Here is a 15,583-nt window from a genome sequence, read left to right as displayed (position 1 = left end):
ATACGGGAAAGTGGTTTTTACATATATTTTAAAAAACTTTTACTATAATTTTACTAATCAGGGATTATTTAGGATATATAGATAATGTAAGGACAAGACATTTCGCTACCCTATGACTTACATAAAAAAGGCACCAGGTCAGGTGCTTTTTTATTGGGCTTTTACTAATTGTTTTTGGTCATTGAAGAAATTTTTGTATCCTAAGTGCAAAAATATGAAGACACAGATGGCAACTGAACTCATTATGGCTGTCATAATCGCTATTTGGTATCTGATAGCTATAAGTGGGGAAACCCCTCCAAGGATTTGACCTGTCATCATACCAGGTAGGGAGATAATCCCCATATTTTTGATAGAATTGAGGGTTGGCGTGATGGCTGTATCAAAGGCGTTTTGGATAATCTTGTTCATAGCCATTCTAGGGCTTGCACCAAGCATCAATGATCCTTCTATGGTAGATCTATTGTTTTCAATGGACTTTAGCATTTGGTTTAGGGCAAGGTTTATACCAGTCATAGAATTACCAATAATCATACCTCCAAGAGGTATTAGATATTGGGGATTGTAGATTGGATCTGGCCTTACAACTATTATAAGGAAAAATGCTAGGGTAAAAACAGTTCCAATAACTTGGGCGAGAATTAGAGTCTTTTTAAGGACGCTATTTAATTTGCCTTTCTTATTGGTAACAATATTAAAAATTGCAAAAAACTCCATAACAGCAATCATCAGTGCAGAAAGGATGAAAGATGCACTGTCAAATATGTAAACAAGGATGAAACCAGCTATAAAGAGTTGAACGGTCATCCTGACAGCGCCAACGACTATGTCCTTGTTGCGATTGATGCCATTAAATGATGTGATTAGCATAGCAATTAGAGCAAAAAGATAGGTTAGCATAAGCTGGCTATTTGAAATATTCATAACTGATTCATTCATTACATATTCTCCCATCTACAATCTTAATTACTCTGTCAGAATACTTATCTGCCATCGCATTGGAATGAGTAATGTAGATAATAGTTTTGTTCTTTTCTCTAGCCATATCTACCATGGTCTTAATAACGAAATCTTCAGTCAAATCATCAAGGGCAGATGAAGGCTCATCGAGGAGATAAATATCAGAATCGCAAAGCATAAGTCTGGCTATAGCAAGCCTTTGGGCCTCGCCACCAGAAAGATTATCAATATCTTCTCCTAGTGATTTATAAAGCTTTACAGACTCTAAAGCTTTATTTAAAATCTCATCAGAAAGCAAATCTTTTTCTTGAAACTTCCTTCCCATCAATAGATTATCTCTAACAGTGCCAGGAAAAGTCACAGGATTCTGAGAAAGCATAGGTACACGCCTGCGATATGTAGTAGAATCAATACTTGCAATATCCTCACCATCAAGAGAAATATATCCCTTGGTAGGAGAAATAAGCTTATTGATAAGTCTTAATAAAGTAGACTTGCCAGACCCACTAGGCCCGATAATGCAAGTAATTTCATTGCTATTAATAGTAAGATCATCAATATCTAAAATGTCTTCAAACTCGACATTATGAAATTAAACATAAAAATTCCTTTCTAAAATAATTTTGATAACTATATTATAGTTTATAGCAAAATTTAATAAAAGACAATATGCATAGAAAAGAAATAAATATTTGACAAATATTAAAATTAAGTTTAAAATAGGTAAAGTAATTGTAAATAAGCCCAGATAGCTCAGTCGGTAGAGCAGAGGACTGAAAATCCTCGTGTCGGTGGTTCGATTCCGCCTCTGGGCACCAACAGCACGCCTGCCCGGCGTCCTGAGAGGGCCCGTGCCCAACAGGCACGGAATAACCGCAGGCGAAGTCGAGGACCAAAGCAAGCCTGGCCGGCTTCCTGGGAGGCCTCGCGTCCTACAGACGCGAAACTACCGCAGGCGAAGCCGAGGACCATAACAAGCCCGTGCGGCTTCCCGGGAGCACCCGCGTCCTATAGACGCGGAACAACCGCAGGCGAAGCCGAGGACCAAAAGCACGCCTGTCCGGCGTCCTGAGAGCACCCTCCATGGAGTGGCCGCAGGAGCGAAGCGAATAGAACAAAAAAATATTTGAAAAACAAAACATATTATGGTATAATATATTAGTAACCTAATTCATGCGGATGTGGCTCAGTGGTAGAGCATCGCCTTGCCAAGGCGAGGGTCGCGAGTTCGAATCTCGTCATCCGCTCCATATAAGAAAAGCCCAAAAGGGCTTTTTTCGTGCCATGCACGACCATTCCATGGAGGGTCCTTCTTTAGCCGGACGGGCTCATTTTGGCGCCATAGCCAAGTGGTAAGGCAGAGGTCTGCAACACCTTTACCCCCAGTTCAAATCTGGGTGGCGCCTCCAATTTGCTCTCATTTTGAGAGCTTTTTTTGTTAGGAGTTTTTATGCTTATCATTTCTCACAAGTCATCAGAAGAATTTAAAAAGTTTCTTTGCGATAATAATTTTTCTTTTATAGAAACTATTGATAACCCTAACCTTGATTCACGCATAGCTGATCATCCTGACTTATCTATCTTTGCCTTGGATGATAATAATCTTGTTATTGATAAAAACGTGAGTTCTTATTACAAAAAACATATCAAATTTAAAAACATAATAGATGGCGATGAAGTTTCTTACTCTTATCCTAATGACTCTATCTATAATATTTACCAATATGCCAACTTTTATATCCATAATGATATAACAGAATCCAATATAAAAGCTTATATGAAAAGTAATTCTTATACCCATTTTTACACTAAGCAAGGCTATAGTAGGTGTTCTATCATTCCTATGGGAGAAAAGATTCTTACTTCTGACTATGGGATTTATAAGTCACTAAAAAATCAGATTAATGTAATTTTACTAAAAGAAGAGCACATTCCCCTAGATGGTTTTGCAAATGGTTTTATTGGCGGGACTTGCGGCCTAATAGGAGATACTTTGATTTTTAATGGGAATATAGAAAATTCTCCTAATTATGAGATTATAAAAAATGAAGCTATGAAATCTAATATAAAACTCATGTATGCAGATTTGCCCCTAGTAGACCTTGGTTCAATTATTTACCTTACTGATTGCTAGTTATTAGCTTTTAATTAAGTATGCTATTTTAATTGTTTATGCGGTTTTATTGGAATAATTCATCTTATTATTAATAATTTATTCTTCACATTATCCATTTAAAGTTCTAAAAACATTGGTCTTATGACCTTTGCTGAACTTTCATAGGAATATGTAACTTTGTATTTTTTTTATCTTTTATTCACTAATTATTGTAAATTATTATCTAAAGTGTTATTATATTATTGATAAGATATATAAAAACGTTTGTATGTTTACCTATATATTTTATCAATTTCTACACAAATATTAGAAAGTGGAGAAGAGCTAAAAGGAATTTGAACTATTTTTCTATGAATATCTTTAAGAATATTTTGCTTAGCATGCTATAGATTACTAGTAGGATATCTAGGGCTTATAAATACTTAATAAATCTAATCTTGGTGATTAAAATCATTAAAGAGAGTACATATAAAATTTACCGGTAAATATCTTAATACTTGTAAGCTTGCATTATTAAACTTAATTATTGTGATTATTTGTATCTTATATAAAATTCATTGACTTATTTTTTTTGAGTATATAAATAACGTTTTCACTATAATTGCTTATACTTAAAGATAAAAATAGTTGATTCCAATATTTAAAAAGGAGTTATAAGTGGAAAATAGAATTCATATCGTTTTTGGCCATTTTGGTAGTGGCAAGACTGAATTTTCCATTAACTACGCTCTTTATTTGAAAGAGCAATACAAAAATGTTGCTATCTGCGATTTGGATATTATCAATATGTATTTTAGGTCGCGTGAGAAGACGGACTTTTTGGCTGATCAAGGTATAGAGGTTTATTCATCATCCAGGGGCCACCAAGATGTTTTGGACGTGCCAGCCTTGGATGCAAGTATCCTAAAGCCTATCCAAAACAAGGATTACCAGGCAATCTTGGATGTTGGAGGAGATCCAAAAGGAGCCTTGATTCTTCGCACCTATAGTCCATATTTAGTAGATACTGACAATATTTTTGTAATTAATACCAATAGACCAGAAACTAGCAATCCAGATGCTATTATAGCTTATATGAATCAAATAGAAGGGATGGGTGGTATAAAGGCAAATACACTGATAAATAATACTCATATGTTGAAGGACACATCAATGGAAGATGTTCTTAAGGGATATTCCATTGTTAAAGAAGTTTCTGAAAGAGTTGGCATAGAATTTAGATACAATGTATGTAAAAGAGATCTAGCGGAGGCTATGAGATCTGATCCGGATGTTTCTAATGAAGTTAAAGATAAATTATTTCCTATCGATTTGTACTTCAGATCAGATTGGATGAGCTAAGGAGGAAATATGACAGAAACAAAAAAAAGACTAGGAAAGGTAGTAATAGAAAAAGATCTATGCAAAGGCTGCGGTCTTTGTGTTAGTGTATGCCCTAAAAATGTATTAGAGCTTGACCTAAATACTATCAATGCAAAGGGTTATTCACCATCAAGCGCTGTAAGAGCTGATGATTGTATAGCTTGTGGAAACTGTGCTATAACTTGCCCTGACTCAGTTATTTCAGTTTATAAATTAGTATAGGAGGAAACTATGACAAAAGTTTTAATGAAAGGCAATGAAGCATTAGCAGAAGCTGCAATTAGAGCTGGTTGTAGAAGTTATTTTGGTTACCCAATCACACCACAATCAGAAGTTCCAGAATATTTTGCTAGAAAATTGCCAGAAGTAGGAGGAGTTTTCCTTCAAGCTGAAAGTGAAGTTGCTTCTATCTATATGCTTTATGGAGCAGCAGCTGCAGGACATAGGACAATGACATCATCTTCAGGACCTGGTATATCACTAATGCAAGAAGGTATATCTTCTGCAGCAGGATCTGATTTGCCAATGGTTATCGTAAATATGATGCGTGGTGGCCCAGGACTTGGTTCAATCCAACCTTCTCAAACAGACTACTTCCAAACAACTAGAGGCGGTGGAAATGGTGACTATAGAGTATTAGCCTATGCTCCAAGCAATGTCCAAGAACTTGTTGACTACACTATCAAGGCCTTTGACAAAGCTGATGAGTGGAGAATGCCAGCTTTCATAATGGCAGATGGTATGCTTGGCCAAATGATGGAACCAGTAGAATTCCCAGAGCCTAATGAAGAAGTTTTAAACAAAGCTAATAAGCCTTGGGTTACAGATGGTAATAGTGGCCAAAGAGGACATAGAAATGTCTTAACATCTCTAGAACTATCAACTCCAGAACTTGAAAAGATAAACAGAAAAAGATACGAAAAATACCTAGAAGTTATGGAAAAAGAAGTTGTAGTAGAAACAGATGGTATCGAAGACTGCGACCTTGTTTTGACAGCTTATGGATCAACAGCTAGGATTGTAAAGACAGCCATCCACATCTTAAGAGAAAATGGCTACAAGGTTGGACTTGTTAGACCAATATCAGTATGGCCATTCCCATTTGATTCTTACAAAAACTTACCATGTGAAGATATACTAGTTGTAGAATTAAACAATGGTCAAATGATAGAAGATGTAAAAATAGCGGCAGAAGGAAAAGCAAATATTCACTTCTATAATAGGCTTGGTGGCATGATCCCTACTGCAAATGAAATAGTAGTTAAAGCAATGGAAATATTGGGAGGCAAATAATGACTGAAGTAAAAGAAAAAGTGGTTTATGAAAAATCAACTGCATTAACAGATACACCCCTTCACTTTTGCCCAGGATGTACACACGGCATAGTTCACAAACTAGTAGCTGAATGCCTTGTAGAACTTGGTGTTGATGGTAAAACTGTTGGTGTTGCTCCAGTAGGTTGTGCAGCTCCATCTACAGCATATTGGAATTTCGATATGACTCTAGCAGATCATGGTAGAGCACCAGCGCTTGCTACAGGCATCAAGAGAGTAGAACCAGATAAATTTGTATTTACATACCAAGGTGATGGAGACCTAGCATCAATCGGTACCAACGAAATAGTCCATGCAGCTCACAGGGGCGAAAATATATCAGTAATATTTATCAACAACGCTATATACGGTATGACTGGTGGACAAATGGCACCTACAACACTAGTAGGCCAAGTTACAACAACATCTCCAAAAGGCCGTTATGAAGCTTGGTCAGGTAAACCTATAAAAGTTTCAGAAATGCTTGCTACAATCGACGGAGCAAAATTTGTAGAAAGAGTTGCAGTAAACTCTCCAGCAGGAATTAGAAAAGCAAAGGCAGCCATAAAAAAATGCTTTGAATATCAAATAGAAGGCAAGGGATTTGGAATAGTTGAAGTACTTTCAACATGTTCTACCAACTGGGGTATGACACCAGTAGAAGCCATGAAATGGGTTGATGACAACATGATCCCTTACTATCCATTAGGAAGAATAAAGGAGTAATAGTATGCAAAGACGTATTTTATGTGCAGGATTTGGTGGTCAAGGTGTACTTGCAATGGGTCAAATGATAACCTATGCAGGTATGGTAGAAGGCAAGGAAGTTTCTTGGTATCCATCCTATGGTCCAGAAATGAGAGGTGGCTCAGCAAACTGTTCTGTAGTAATATCAGATGATCCAGTTGGAGCTCCAAACGTTGATATTGCTACTGATATGATAGTTATGAACCAACCTTCTTTTGACAAATTTAAAGATAAGGTATCAGAAGGTGGCAATCTATTTATCAACACTTCACTAATTGATACAAAAGGTTATGAAAACGACAAAATCAATATCTACGAAGTTCCTGTAAGTGGTAAAGCCCAAGAACTTGGCAATATAAAAATGGCAAATATGGTAATGCTTGGTTCTTTTCTTGAAGTTACCAACTTACTAAAACTAGATTCAATCATCGAAGCTTTCACAAAAGTTTTTGGAGATAAGAAAAAACACTTGATTCCAGCAAACCAAAAGGCCCTAGATGAAGGAATGAATTTAATTAAAAATAATGAAACTGGCAATAATAATCAAAAAGATCAATATAGAAAAACACCAAAATCATTTGCCCTTGCTGCAAACAAGGAGTTTGAAGCAAAGTTTAAATATGATGAGTCTATATTCGATGATCCAATCACAACTGCAAGATATGCATTGGAATTTGAACAAAATGCTATTGATTATTACAAATCACTTAACGAAAAACTAGATGGAGATTACAAGGCAATATTTGAATCTATAGCTATCCAAGAAGAAGAGCATGTAAGCTATATTAAAGACTTGCTAGCTTCTTTAGAAGAAGGCAGTGATAATCTAGAACAAAATTATGATGCTTACCAAACAACAGCTATATTTGAAGACTCAAAGGCTGATGACTTTGAAGGTGAACTAATAATATCTGCCCTTAAGAATGCTTTGTATATAGAATATAACGAACTAGATTTTTACAAGAAAGCAAGTGAAAGAGTAGAAGAAGAAAAATCAAAGAAATTGTATACTGAGTTGATTAAATGGGAAAAAATGCACTTTGATCAATTTGACGAACACACAAAATTACACCAAGAACAATGGTGGGCTGACCAATCATATTCAGCTTTTTAAGGATATAAAACAGCGACAATTTAATAAAAAGAGAGAAGAGTGTACTATGGCAAATATATTTGAAAAAATGCAAGAGCATGATTTTGAACAACTAATATTCATGAATGACGTACAAACAGGCTTGCGTGCAGTTACCTGCATACACAACACAGTTCTAGGTCCAGCTATTGGTGGAATGAGAATTTGGGAATACGACTCAGAAGAGGATGCCATTGAAGATGCCATGAGACTAGCTCGTGGCATGACCTACAAAAATGCCGCTTGTGGTATTTGGGCAGGTGGTGCCAAAACAGTTGTAATGGTGGATAAGGAACATCCAAAATCAGAAGCTATGCTCAGATCTCTTGGTCGATATATAGATTCTCTTGAAGGCAGATATATCACAGCTGAAGACGTAGGATCAAGCGAAGAAGATATGGACTTTGTATACCAGGAAACAAACTATGTACTTGGAACAACAATGAAGCCAGGCACTAGTGGCAACCCATCACCATCCACAGCCCGTGGAGTATATATGTCTATGAAGGCTTCAGCCAAAGAAAAATACGGCGATGACTTACTAAAAGATAAGAAAATACTAATCCAAGGTTTTGGCCATGTAGGTAGCGAAATAGCTAAATTTTTGAAAGAAGAAGGCGCTGATGTATCCGTATGCGACATCAACCAAGAACTGATTGAAAAGGCTAAAAAAGAAGGATTTGCTATAGTCGATCCTGACAAAATGTGGGATTGGCAAGGGGATATATATTGTCCGTGTGCCCTTGGTGCCACAGTAAATGATCAAACAATCGATTTGATGAAATTTAACATAATATGTGGTTCTGCCAACAATCAACTTAAAGAAGAACGCCATGGTCAAATGTTAAAAGATAAGGGTATTCTCTATGCTCCAGACTTCATAGTAAACGCAGGTGGAGTAATTCATTGCCACGATGAACTATACGGGGGTTTTAATAGAGAAAGAGCCAACAAGAAAATAGACAAAATTGGCGATCAAATCCTAAAAGTATTTGAAATTTCCAAAAATGAAGATATTCCTACAAATGTAGCTGCAAATAGACTTGCAGAAAGAAGGATAGAAGACATAGAAAAAACAAAGGGAATATTCGAAAAAGAATCTAAATCTTCTATAAAAAGATAGAAAATAAGTATTATCGTTAGTAAGAGGGTCCTTGCATCAGTGCAAGGGCTCTTTTACTATCAATGCAGACGATTATTAAGAAAGTCGTTAGGATAATAAAGTTCTTGCTATGATATATAGCTTCATTTCAAAAGGGGTATATATTCTAAAAGAATGTAAAATAAAGGAAAGGATTCTTATGGATAAATTTATTGTTTTTCTTGCTGATGGTTTTGAAGATGTGGAAGGACTAACAGTCATCGACTACTTACGCAGGGCAGGCGTTGATGTCGACACTGTTTCTGTGATGGATGATCTAACGGTTACCACAAAATCTAATATAAAAATAAGCGCTGATAAGCACATTTCTGATATCAATATAGATGATTACCTAGGTTTATATGTACCAGGTGGCACAAAGGGTGCAGAAACCTTGCGTCATGACAATCGTGTAATTGATATTATCAAAGAATTTGATCAAAAGAACAAAGTAATAGCTGCAATATGTGCTGGTCCTATAGTTTTAAATCGTGCAGGAGTTTTGGCAGATAAAAAAGCAACATCTTTTCCAAGTATGAAGGAAGATATTGATAATGTTGGGGCTTATATTGATGATCAAATAGTAGTGACTGATGGCAATATTACAACTAGTAGGGGTGCGGCAACTACAGTATATCTAGCTATGAGACTAGTTGAGATTTTAAAAGGCAAAAAAGCTGTAGAAGAACTAAAAAAGGGCACCCAACAAGAAGCTGTGGAAGCTTATTATGATATAAGCTATGATTATATTAACAATAATTAGGAGGATTTATGGAACAATTAAATAAGATTTTTATCCTAGGTGGAGCTGGATTTCTGGGCTACCATACCGTCAAAGAAGCAGTAAACAGAGGCTATAGCGTAAAAACAGTTGATATAGTTGAACTTCCAGAGAATTTGAAATTTAAAGAAGAAGATAAGGTTGAATTTATCATCACAAACTTTTTCAATCTTTCTGATCAAGAAATCATTGCCATGTTAAAAGATTGTGATGGTTTTGTTTATGCTGGTGGCGTCGATGAGAGGATAGTACCTGAAAAACCAGCTCGTAAGTTTTTCTACGAAAAAAACGTCTTGCCAACTCAAAGACTTGCCCGTCTTGCTAAAGAAGCTGGAGTCAAAAACTTCGTTGTATTTGGTTCCTATACAGCTGAGTTTGGCGAAAATAATGCAGAACTTCGCGAGTACAACTACCACAAGGAACCTTATGTAGAAACAAGACTTCTACAAGAAAAGCTTGCCATGTATGGTGGCGAAGGATCAATGAATGTTTCTGTCCTAAGACTGCCATATATATTTGGAACAATGGAAGGCAAGATTCCTCTATGGTCAATGTTTGTCGATATGCTCCGTGGCCAAGACTTTATGCCTGTAACTTCTGGTGGAGCTGCAACAGTTACAGCTGACCAAGTAGGACAAGCTGCCATATCTGCCCTAGAAAATGGCCAACATAGGAGGACCTATCCACTTGCAACGGGATATATTTCATATGAAGACTTCTACAAAAAGATTGTAGAAGAACTAGGTCAAGAAGAGAAAACAAAGCTTCAAGTTATGAGCTTTGAAGAATTGGAAGAAGCCTACAAAGAAGATCAAGAACTTACAGATAAAAAGGGCGTCGAACACGGCATTCGCCAAGTAAATATGCTAAGGGCAAACTCTATGGAATTTAGACTACCAACAGACGTGGCTTTTGATGAACTTAGGGTAAGAGAAGAAGACACAGAAGCAGTACTAAAGGAAACATTGGCCTGGGCTAATACACAAAAATAGGCATGATAGCAAAGAATATTAACTATTTAAGCCTTATACAGTTCTTTCTTTTACCAATAGGCCCACAAAAAGTGATTGTAGATGCAAGGCTGTAGCTAAAGTAGCTTCTTAAAGAAAAATAATATAAAGATTGCTTATACTTGAATAATTAAAATCTGACCATTTTATGCTTTAATCAAAGAGCATATTTTAGGGTCAGATTTTTTTATCAAAAATTAAAATAAGTCGGGAATTTTCTCCTATAAATTCTATATACAAGTGTAAGGCAACTTACAAAAAAAATTAGGAGGAAGAAATGAAATTACAAATCAGATTTAAAGTAACAGATGCTGATAATACTGATAGAAAAGTATCAAAGACATTTTCAAAGATTAATAAAGAAGCCACAAGTGAACAACTAAGAGTCTTTGCCCAAGCCTTTGCTAGTTTAAATGGCGGCAATGAACATGAAGCTTATCTCATCAAGGAAGAAAGACTATAAGGAGGACATAGATGACAAGTAGAAAATTAAAATTATATTTCAAAGACGACCTAGCAAATGCCAAATCTTTTACAATAGATTATCCAAAGGAAGAATACGCAAATGAAGAAGTGAAAACTGCCATGGATAAGATTGTAAATTCAAAAGTACTAGTGACCAAAAACGGTCCAATTGCTGCAAAAACTAAGGCGCAAATCGAAACAGTCAATAAAGAAGATATAGATATAGCCTAGATATATAAAGACCCCAATGTTGGGGTCTTTTTTGCTTTCTAAGTTTCAAAGCTACTATATTGGGTAATATTTTAATAGAAATCTATATAATTTTAAGGAGCGGGAAATTTATGAAAAACTTTAAAAATACAGTAAAACTAGTAGGAACTTGTGCCATATCTCTAGCAATATTAAGCCCATCTACTTCTTTTGCCTCAGAGACAGAAGCTCTTAAGCTATTAAATCAACTTCATGAGCAAATGGATCAAATTAGTGAGCTTACGGGTCTTGAAAAATCTGACAGCAAAGAAAAAGATGTTTTGCCAAGTGAAGACAAAACTAAAGACAAAAAAGAAACTCAAAAAGAAGCAGCCTATATAACAGAACTTAAAGAATCTTTTAATAGAAATGACATAAGTGTAAAATCTATTGAAGAAATACTAGAAAAATATCCAAAAACTATCAAGGGCAAAGAAGAAAAATTGGTCAATCTTTTGATAGAATCTCACGAACTAAAATTACAAGCAGCTGATTTGATTTACTCCTTGACTGGGGAGAAATTACAAGTAAATCCGCCACGTATACCACAAGCATATACTCATTTGATAAGATACTAAAAGCTTTTCATTTAGGCTAGCAAAAGGTATAATGCTAGCAAATTATAAGAAGCTCTTAATTAAAAAGGAGAAGAATATGAAAAATAAATTATTAAAACCTGCACTTGCTTTAGCACTTGCATTGTCAGTAGTCACACCAAGTGTAAAAACTTCATTTGCGGCTGATACAAATGCAAGTCAAACAAGTGCAATGACAGCCAAAGATAAATATGAGAAAACTTATAAAGATGCTCTTGCAAGATTAGCTGAACTAAAAGAAGTAAAAAAATCAGTTAAATACATCAATGAAGCAGATAAGGATAAGAAATATATATTTGATGGAAGTCTTGCCGATCTAGAAAAAACTATAGAAAAATATAGCCCAGATAATACTAAATCCTATGTTTTTGACAATGAATTTAATACAGCAACTAATACAATTAATTCTAAATTGTCAGAAGTTTTAGATAATTATGATAATTTGACCGGAACAGAAGTAAATACTAAGGAACTTAGAGATTTATTCTATGAAAATGCTAGTTTCAAAGCAAGTGATGCCTACAAGAATGCTAGCTTAAGCCAACAAAATGCTTATGAAAAAGCTATTTCAATGGCAAAAACTGCTTTAAGTATGTTTGAAAATATTTCAACAACAGAATATGAGCAAGCACTAAAATCATTAAAAGATGCTCGTACTTCTATAGAGGAAGTAGAAAGTACTAGCAAAGTAAAAGAAGCTCTCAAAGAAGAAATTAAAGAAGCTGGCAATGTTGATAAGGCTTCATATACTGAAAAATCTTACCTAGTATTTAAAAAAGCTTTAGTTGCAGCTCAAACTACAGCAAATTCTACAAATTCTACAAAAGAACAATATCAAACAAGTCTTGACGCTCTAAAAGCTGCCAAGGATTCACTAGTTAAAGTTGATAGCGAAAAAGATAAGGAGCTAAAGGCTTTAGTAGTTGAACTTAGGAATTCTCTAGTAGAACACAAGATTCAAGCACAAGCTCTACGCTACCTACTAGAAACAAAACCAAAGACAATCCAAAGTGTAAAACCTAAATTAGAACAATTACTAAAAGAATCTGATGCTTTGGTAAAAGAAACCCAACAATTCCTTGATGAAGTTGAAAATGTTCAAGGCTAATATCCTAAGACTATACTTAAGATAGGAGTTTAATATGAAATTAAAAAACAAAATACTAAGCTTGGCCTTGGCACTTATCTTAGTACCAGCTGCCACAAGCTTTAATGAAAGCAGCGTATCCTATGCTGCTGAAGAAAATGTAAATACTATAGAAAACCAAAGAGCAGAACTACAAAAAGCTGTAGATGCTTCTGTAAAGATTGTAAATTCTGAAGTTTACTTTTCCTATGCCAGCCAAGGGCTAAAAAGTGAATACGAAGCTGCCATCTCTGATGGAGAACTTCAACTATCACGCCAAGATGCCACATATGAGGATCTAAGGCTAGCGACAAAGAGGATAAATGATGCAGTAAATGCAATCTACAAGGAAGCAGAAGGTATAGCCCAAAAAATCAAAGTAAAAAGAGATTTGGAAAAAGCAATAAGTGATAACCAATTACAAGTACAAGTAGTAAACTCACTTCTAAAAAATTATCCAAAGACAGTACAAAGAGTTAGACCAAAACTTTTAAAGATGATCGAAGAATCAAATGCCATTGTAAAAGAAGCACAAGCCTTATTAAAAACTTTATAATAAAAGGAGAATAAAATGAAAAATATTAAAAAAGTGTTGCCTATAGCATTAGCTGTATCATTTTCTTTTCTAGGACCTATTACTAGCAATTCTTTAGACAATGTAAGCTATGCATCACAGGGAGAACTTACTTATAAAAACACATTAAGCAGATTTGTAAGAGAAGATAGTACTTTCAGAGAAAGTGATGCCTACAAAAATGCTAATGATGGTGAAAAAACCGTATACAGAGTAAGCATTGGTTATGCAAAAGAATTATTAGAAAATGAGTCTACAACAGAAGAACAATTTAAGGCAGCAGCTCAAGAAGTATTTGAAGCTAGAAATCAAATAGAAGACACCACAAATCCACTAGAAGAAACAGGAAAACTAAGAGTTAGCCTAAAACTTCAAATGTACCCAGCTAAAGACCTTATTTATAAGTCTGATGTAGGCGAATACAACCAAAAAGAATATGATAATCTAAGTAAGGCTTATGCAAAGGCATTAAATGTTTATAATAATGATGACGCAACAGATGCTGAGATAAAGGAAGCTAGCGTAAATCTTAAAAATGCAGCTGATACTTTTGTAAAAGAAAGCAACAGAAAAGCTCGTATCATTGACCTAGAAAACTCAATTGAAAAAAATAAAATGCAAATCCAAGTTGCAGAAAACTTACTAAAAAATTATCCTAAAACAGTGAAAAATGTAGCTGAAAAATTAAAAACAATGATTAAAGAATCTAAAGAACTTATCAAAGAATCTGAAATTGTTCTAAGCGAGCTTAAAAAATAATTAATTTAGCGTGAAAAGTCCCCTTTTAAGGGGATTTTTTATTTATAAGCCTTTATAAATCTTACAAAAATTGTATACTTAATATAATGATGTAAAATTAACAATTTAGTGAGGAAGTATATGAAAAGAAAGCTTTTAACTTTATCCCTATCCCTGGCCATGACTTTTGGCTGGTGTTCAATGAATATAAATCATGCCTATGCTATATCAAATGAAGAACTAGCAGAAAATCTAGATCCTTCACCATTAGAATATCAAGTTGCGGCAGCGAAATATCTGCTCAAAAATTTCCCGCGTACTGTTTCTGGACAAACAAGGGTCAAGATACAAAGACTACTAGCCGAATCCGAAGAAATCTTAAAAGAAGTATACGAATTTAAGAGCAAGTACGGACCAAAGGACAATACAAATATAAGGGTAAAGAATCAAATCAAGGCAAATCTTGACAAGAGAAATGAAAAATTTGTCGTAAATGTCAACTCTTACTCAAATAATAAACAATTAACAGACTGGTTCTTGGAAACTGCCAAAGAAGACCGGTATTTTTACTATAGTATGTATGACAAGGCAAATGTGTCCACCAAGTACAATCCAAACAAGTCCAAGGCTGGCAAGGTTTATGTAGACTCAGCAACATATTCTGTAATCTACAGGGAAGGCAATGAATCAGAGAAAATGGTCGAAGATTTTGCCAACCAATGGGTCAGCGAAAATATCAGCTCAAGTGACAGCGACTATCAAAAAGCTCTCAAAATCCACGATTTTATTGTAAAAAGGAACTTTTACAATAGGGGAGATAGTAATGATATGAGCGGAGGATATTCCATCCACCATCCATCAAGTATCTTATTTGGCAATGGTGGCGTTTGCAATGCCTATGCGACTTTATTTGACAAACTAGGAACCAAGGCAGGACTTGACGTCCGCTATGCGACTGGTTTTTCTAAGAAAACTGGAGAAGCTCATATTTGGAATATGGTCAAGATTGATGGATATTGGTTTAACATAGATACAACATGGGATGATCCAACCATAACATTCTCTGATGGCTATGTTGAAAATATAGAAGATTTTGTAATATATGATTACTTCCTAAAAAGCGATAGAGAAATGGAAGCTTCAAGAAGTATAGACGAAGATATCAATAGACCAAAGGGAAATTCGACTATAAATACTGGACTTAAGAAATCTGTTATTAGAGAGATTGACGGTAAGTATAGGGTTGTAAATGACTAAAAAATAAGGTTAGTCT

At 35.1% G+C, this 15,583-nt stretch carries 18 protein-coding genes and 3 tRNA genes; 19 read left to right on the top strand and 2 right to left on the bottom strand.

What is annotated here, in order from left to right:
• Positions 1-150: 150 nt before the first annotated feature.
• Together fetB and QNH69_RS00325 are read right to left on the bottom strand one after the other, a co-directional pair.
• Positions 151-939, bottom strand: a complete 789-nt coding sequence (gene fetB, locus QNH69_RS00330) for an iron export ABC transporter permease subunit FetB (protein WP_282928661.1) — start codon at positions 937-939, stop codon at positions 151-153.
• The gene (locus QNH69_RS00325) at positions 932-1,504 is read right to left on the bottom strand and encodes an ABC transporter ATP-binding protein (RefSeq protein ID WP_282930175.1); all 573 of its coding nucleotides are present in this window, start codon (positions 1,502-1,504) and stop codon (positions 932-934) included. The genes fetB and QNH69_RS00325 overlap by 8 nt, the downstream gene beginning before the upstream one ends.
• Positions 1,505-1,702: 198 nt before the next feature.
• Between QNH69_RS00325 and QNH69_RS00320 the strand changes: the two genes are divergently transcribed.
• The 19 genes from QNH69_RS00320 (at position 1,703) to QNH69_RS00230 (ending at position 15,567) form a co-directional block, all read left to right on the top strand.
• A tRNA-Phe gene (locus QNH69_RS00320) sits at positions 1,703-1,778 on the top strand.
• 357 nt (positions 1,779-2,135) lie between these two features.
• A tRNA-Gly gene (locus QNH69_RS00315) sits at positions 2,136-2,210 on the top strand.
• A gap of 85 nt (positions 2,211-2,295) precedes the next feature.
• Positions 2,296-2,369 (top strand) — tRNA-Cys (locus QNH69_RS00310).
• A 41-nt stretch (positions 2,370-2,410) separates the two neighbouring features.
• Complete coding sequence (locus QNH69_RS00305; protein ID WP_282928660.1) at positions 2,411-3,094, top strand: DUF6873 family GME fold protein; 684 nt, start codon at positions 2,411-2,413, stop codon at positions 3,092-3,094.
• Positions 3,095-3,733: 639 nt separating this feature from the next.
• On the top strand, positions 3,734-4,417 hold the full coding sequence (locus tag QNH69_RS00300; RefSeq protein ID WP_282928659.1) for an ATP-binding protein: 684 nt from the start codon (positions 3,734-3,736) through the stop codon (positions 4,415-4,417).
• 9 nt (positions 4,418-4,426) lie between these two features.
• Complete coding sequence (locus QNH69_RS00295; protein WP_073997362.1) at positions 4,427-4,660, top strand: 4Fe-4S dicluster domain-containing protein; 234 nt, start codon at positions 4,427-4,429, stop codon at positions 4,658-4,660.
• Between the two features lie 9 nt (positions 4,661-4,669).
• Positions 4,670-5,731 (top strand): 3-methyl-2-oxobutanoate dehydrogenase subunit VorB, encoded by a 1,062-nt coding sequence (vorB, locus tag QNH69_RS00290; RefSeq protein WP_282928658.1) that lies wholly within the window; start codon positions 4,670-4,672, stop codon positions 5,729-5,731.
• Positions 5,731-6,477 carry a thiamine pyrophosphate-dependent enzyme gene (locus QNH69_RS00285; protein WP_282928657.1) on the top strand — a complete coding sequence of 249 codons (747 nt, stop codon included), beginning with the start codon at positions 5,731-5,733 and terminating at the stop codon, positions 6,475-6,477. Before vorB ends, QNH69_RS00285 begins: the two co-directional genes overlap by 1 nt.
• Positions 6,478-6,481: 4 nt before the next feature.
• A complete protein-coding gene (locus tag QNH69_RS00280; protein ID WP_282928656.1) occupies positions 6,482-7,612 on the top strand; it encodes a 2-oxoacid:acceptor oxidoreductase family protein in 1,131 nt (376 codons plus the stop codon).
• Between the two features lie 46 nt (positions 7,613-7,658).
• Entirely contained in the window at positions 7,659-8,753 is a 1,095-nt protein-coding gene (locus QNH69_RS00275; RefSeq protein WP_282928655.1) for a Glu/Leu/Phe/Val dehydrogenase dimerization domain-containing protein, read from the top strand.
• A gap of 178 nt (positions 8,754-8,931) precedes the next feature.
• Positions 8,932-9,534, top strand: coding sequence for a DJ-1 family glyoxalase III (locus QNH69_RS00270; RefSeq protein WP_282928654.1), 603 nt, complete (start codon positions 8,932-8,934; stop codon positions 9,532-9,534).
• Positions 9,535-9,542: 8 nt separating this feature from the next.
• A complete protein-coding gene (locus QNH69_RS00265; protein ID WP_282928653.1) occupies positions 9,543-10,544 on the top strand; it encodes an NAD(P)-dependent oxidoreductase in 1,002 nt (333 codons plus the stop codon).
• Between the two features lie 295 nt (positions 10,545-10,839).
• Positions 10,840-11,025, top strand: coding sequence for a hypothetical protein (locus QNH69_RS00260; RefSeq protein WP_282928652.1), 186 nt, complete (start codon positions 10,840-10,842; stop codon positions 11,023-11,025).
• Between the two features lie 11 nt (positions 11,026-11,036).
• Positions 11,037-11,258, top strand: coding sequence for a DUF2922 domain-containing protein (locus tag QNH69_RS00255; RefSeq protein WP_282928651.1), 222 nt, complete (start codon positions 11,037-11,039; stop codon positions 11,256-11,258).
• Between the two features lie 110 nt (positions 11,259-11,368).
• Positions 11,369-11,854, top strand: a complete 486-nt coding sequence (locus QNH69_RS00250; RefSeq protein ID WP_282928650.1) for a hypothetical protein — start codon at positions 11,369-11,371, stop codon at positions 11,852-11,854.
• 76 nt (positions 11,855-11,930) lie between these two features.
• The gene (locus QNH69_RS00245; RefSeq protein ID WP_282928649.1) at positions 11,931-12,980 is read left to right on the top strand and encodes a hypothetical protein; all 1,050 of its coding nucleotides are present in this window, start codon (positions 11,931-11,933) and stop codon (positions 12,978-12,980) included.
• A 34-nt stretch (positions 12,981-13,014) separates the two neighbouring features.
• On the top strand, positions 13,015-13,554 hold the full coding sequence (locus QNH69_RS00240) for a hypothetical protein (protein ID WP_282928648.1): 540 nt from the start codon (positions 13,015-13,017) through the stop codon (positions 13,552-13,554).
• Between the two features lie 15 nt (positions 13,555-13,569).
• Positions 13,570-14,331, top strand: coding sequence for a hypothetical protein (locus QNH69_RS00235; protein WP_282928647.1), 762 nt, complete (start codon positions 13,570-13,572; stop codon positions 14,329-14,331).
• Positions 14,332-14,451: 120 nt separating this feature from the next.
• Positions 14,452-15,567, top strand: a complete 1,116-nt coding sequence (locus QNH69_RS00230) for a transglutaminase domain-containing protein (RefSeq protein ID WP_282928646.1) — start codon at positions 14,452-14,454, stop codon at positions 15,565-15,567.
• Positions 15,568-15,583 lie beyond the last annotated feature (16 nt).

It is taken from the genome of Anaerococcus sp. Marseille-Q7828 (genome assembly GCF_949769285.1).
In the GTDB taxonomy this organism is placed as follows: Bacteria; Bacillota; Clostridia; order Tissierellales; family Peptoniphilaceae; genus Anaerococcus.
The sequence above is the reverse complement of the archived record's forward strand: the minus strand, read 5'-3'. Positions and strand labels throughout refer to the sequence as shown.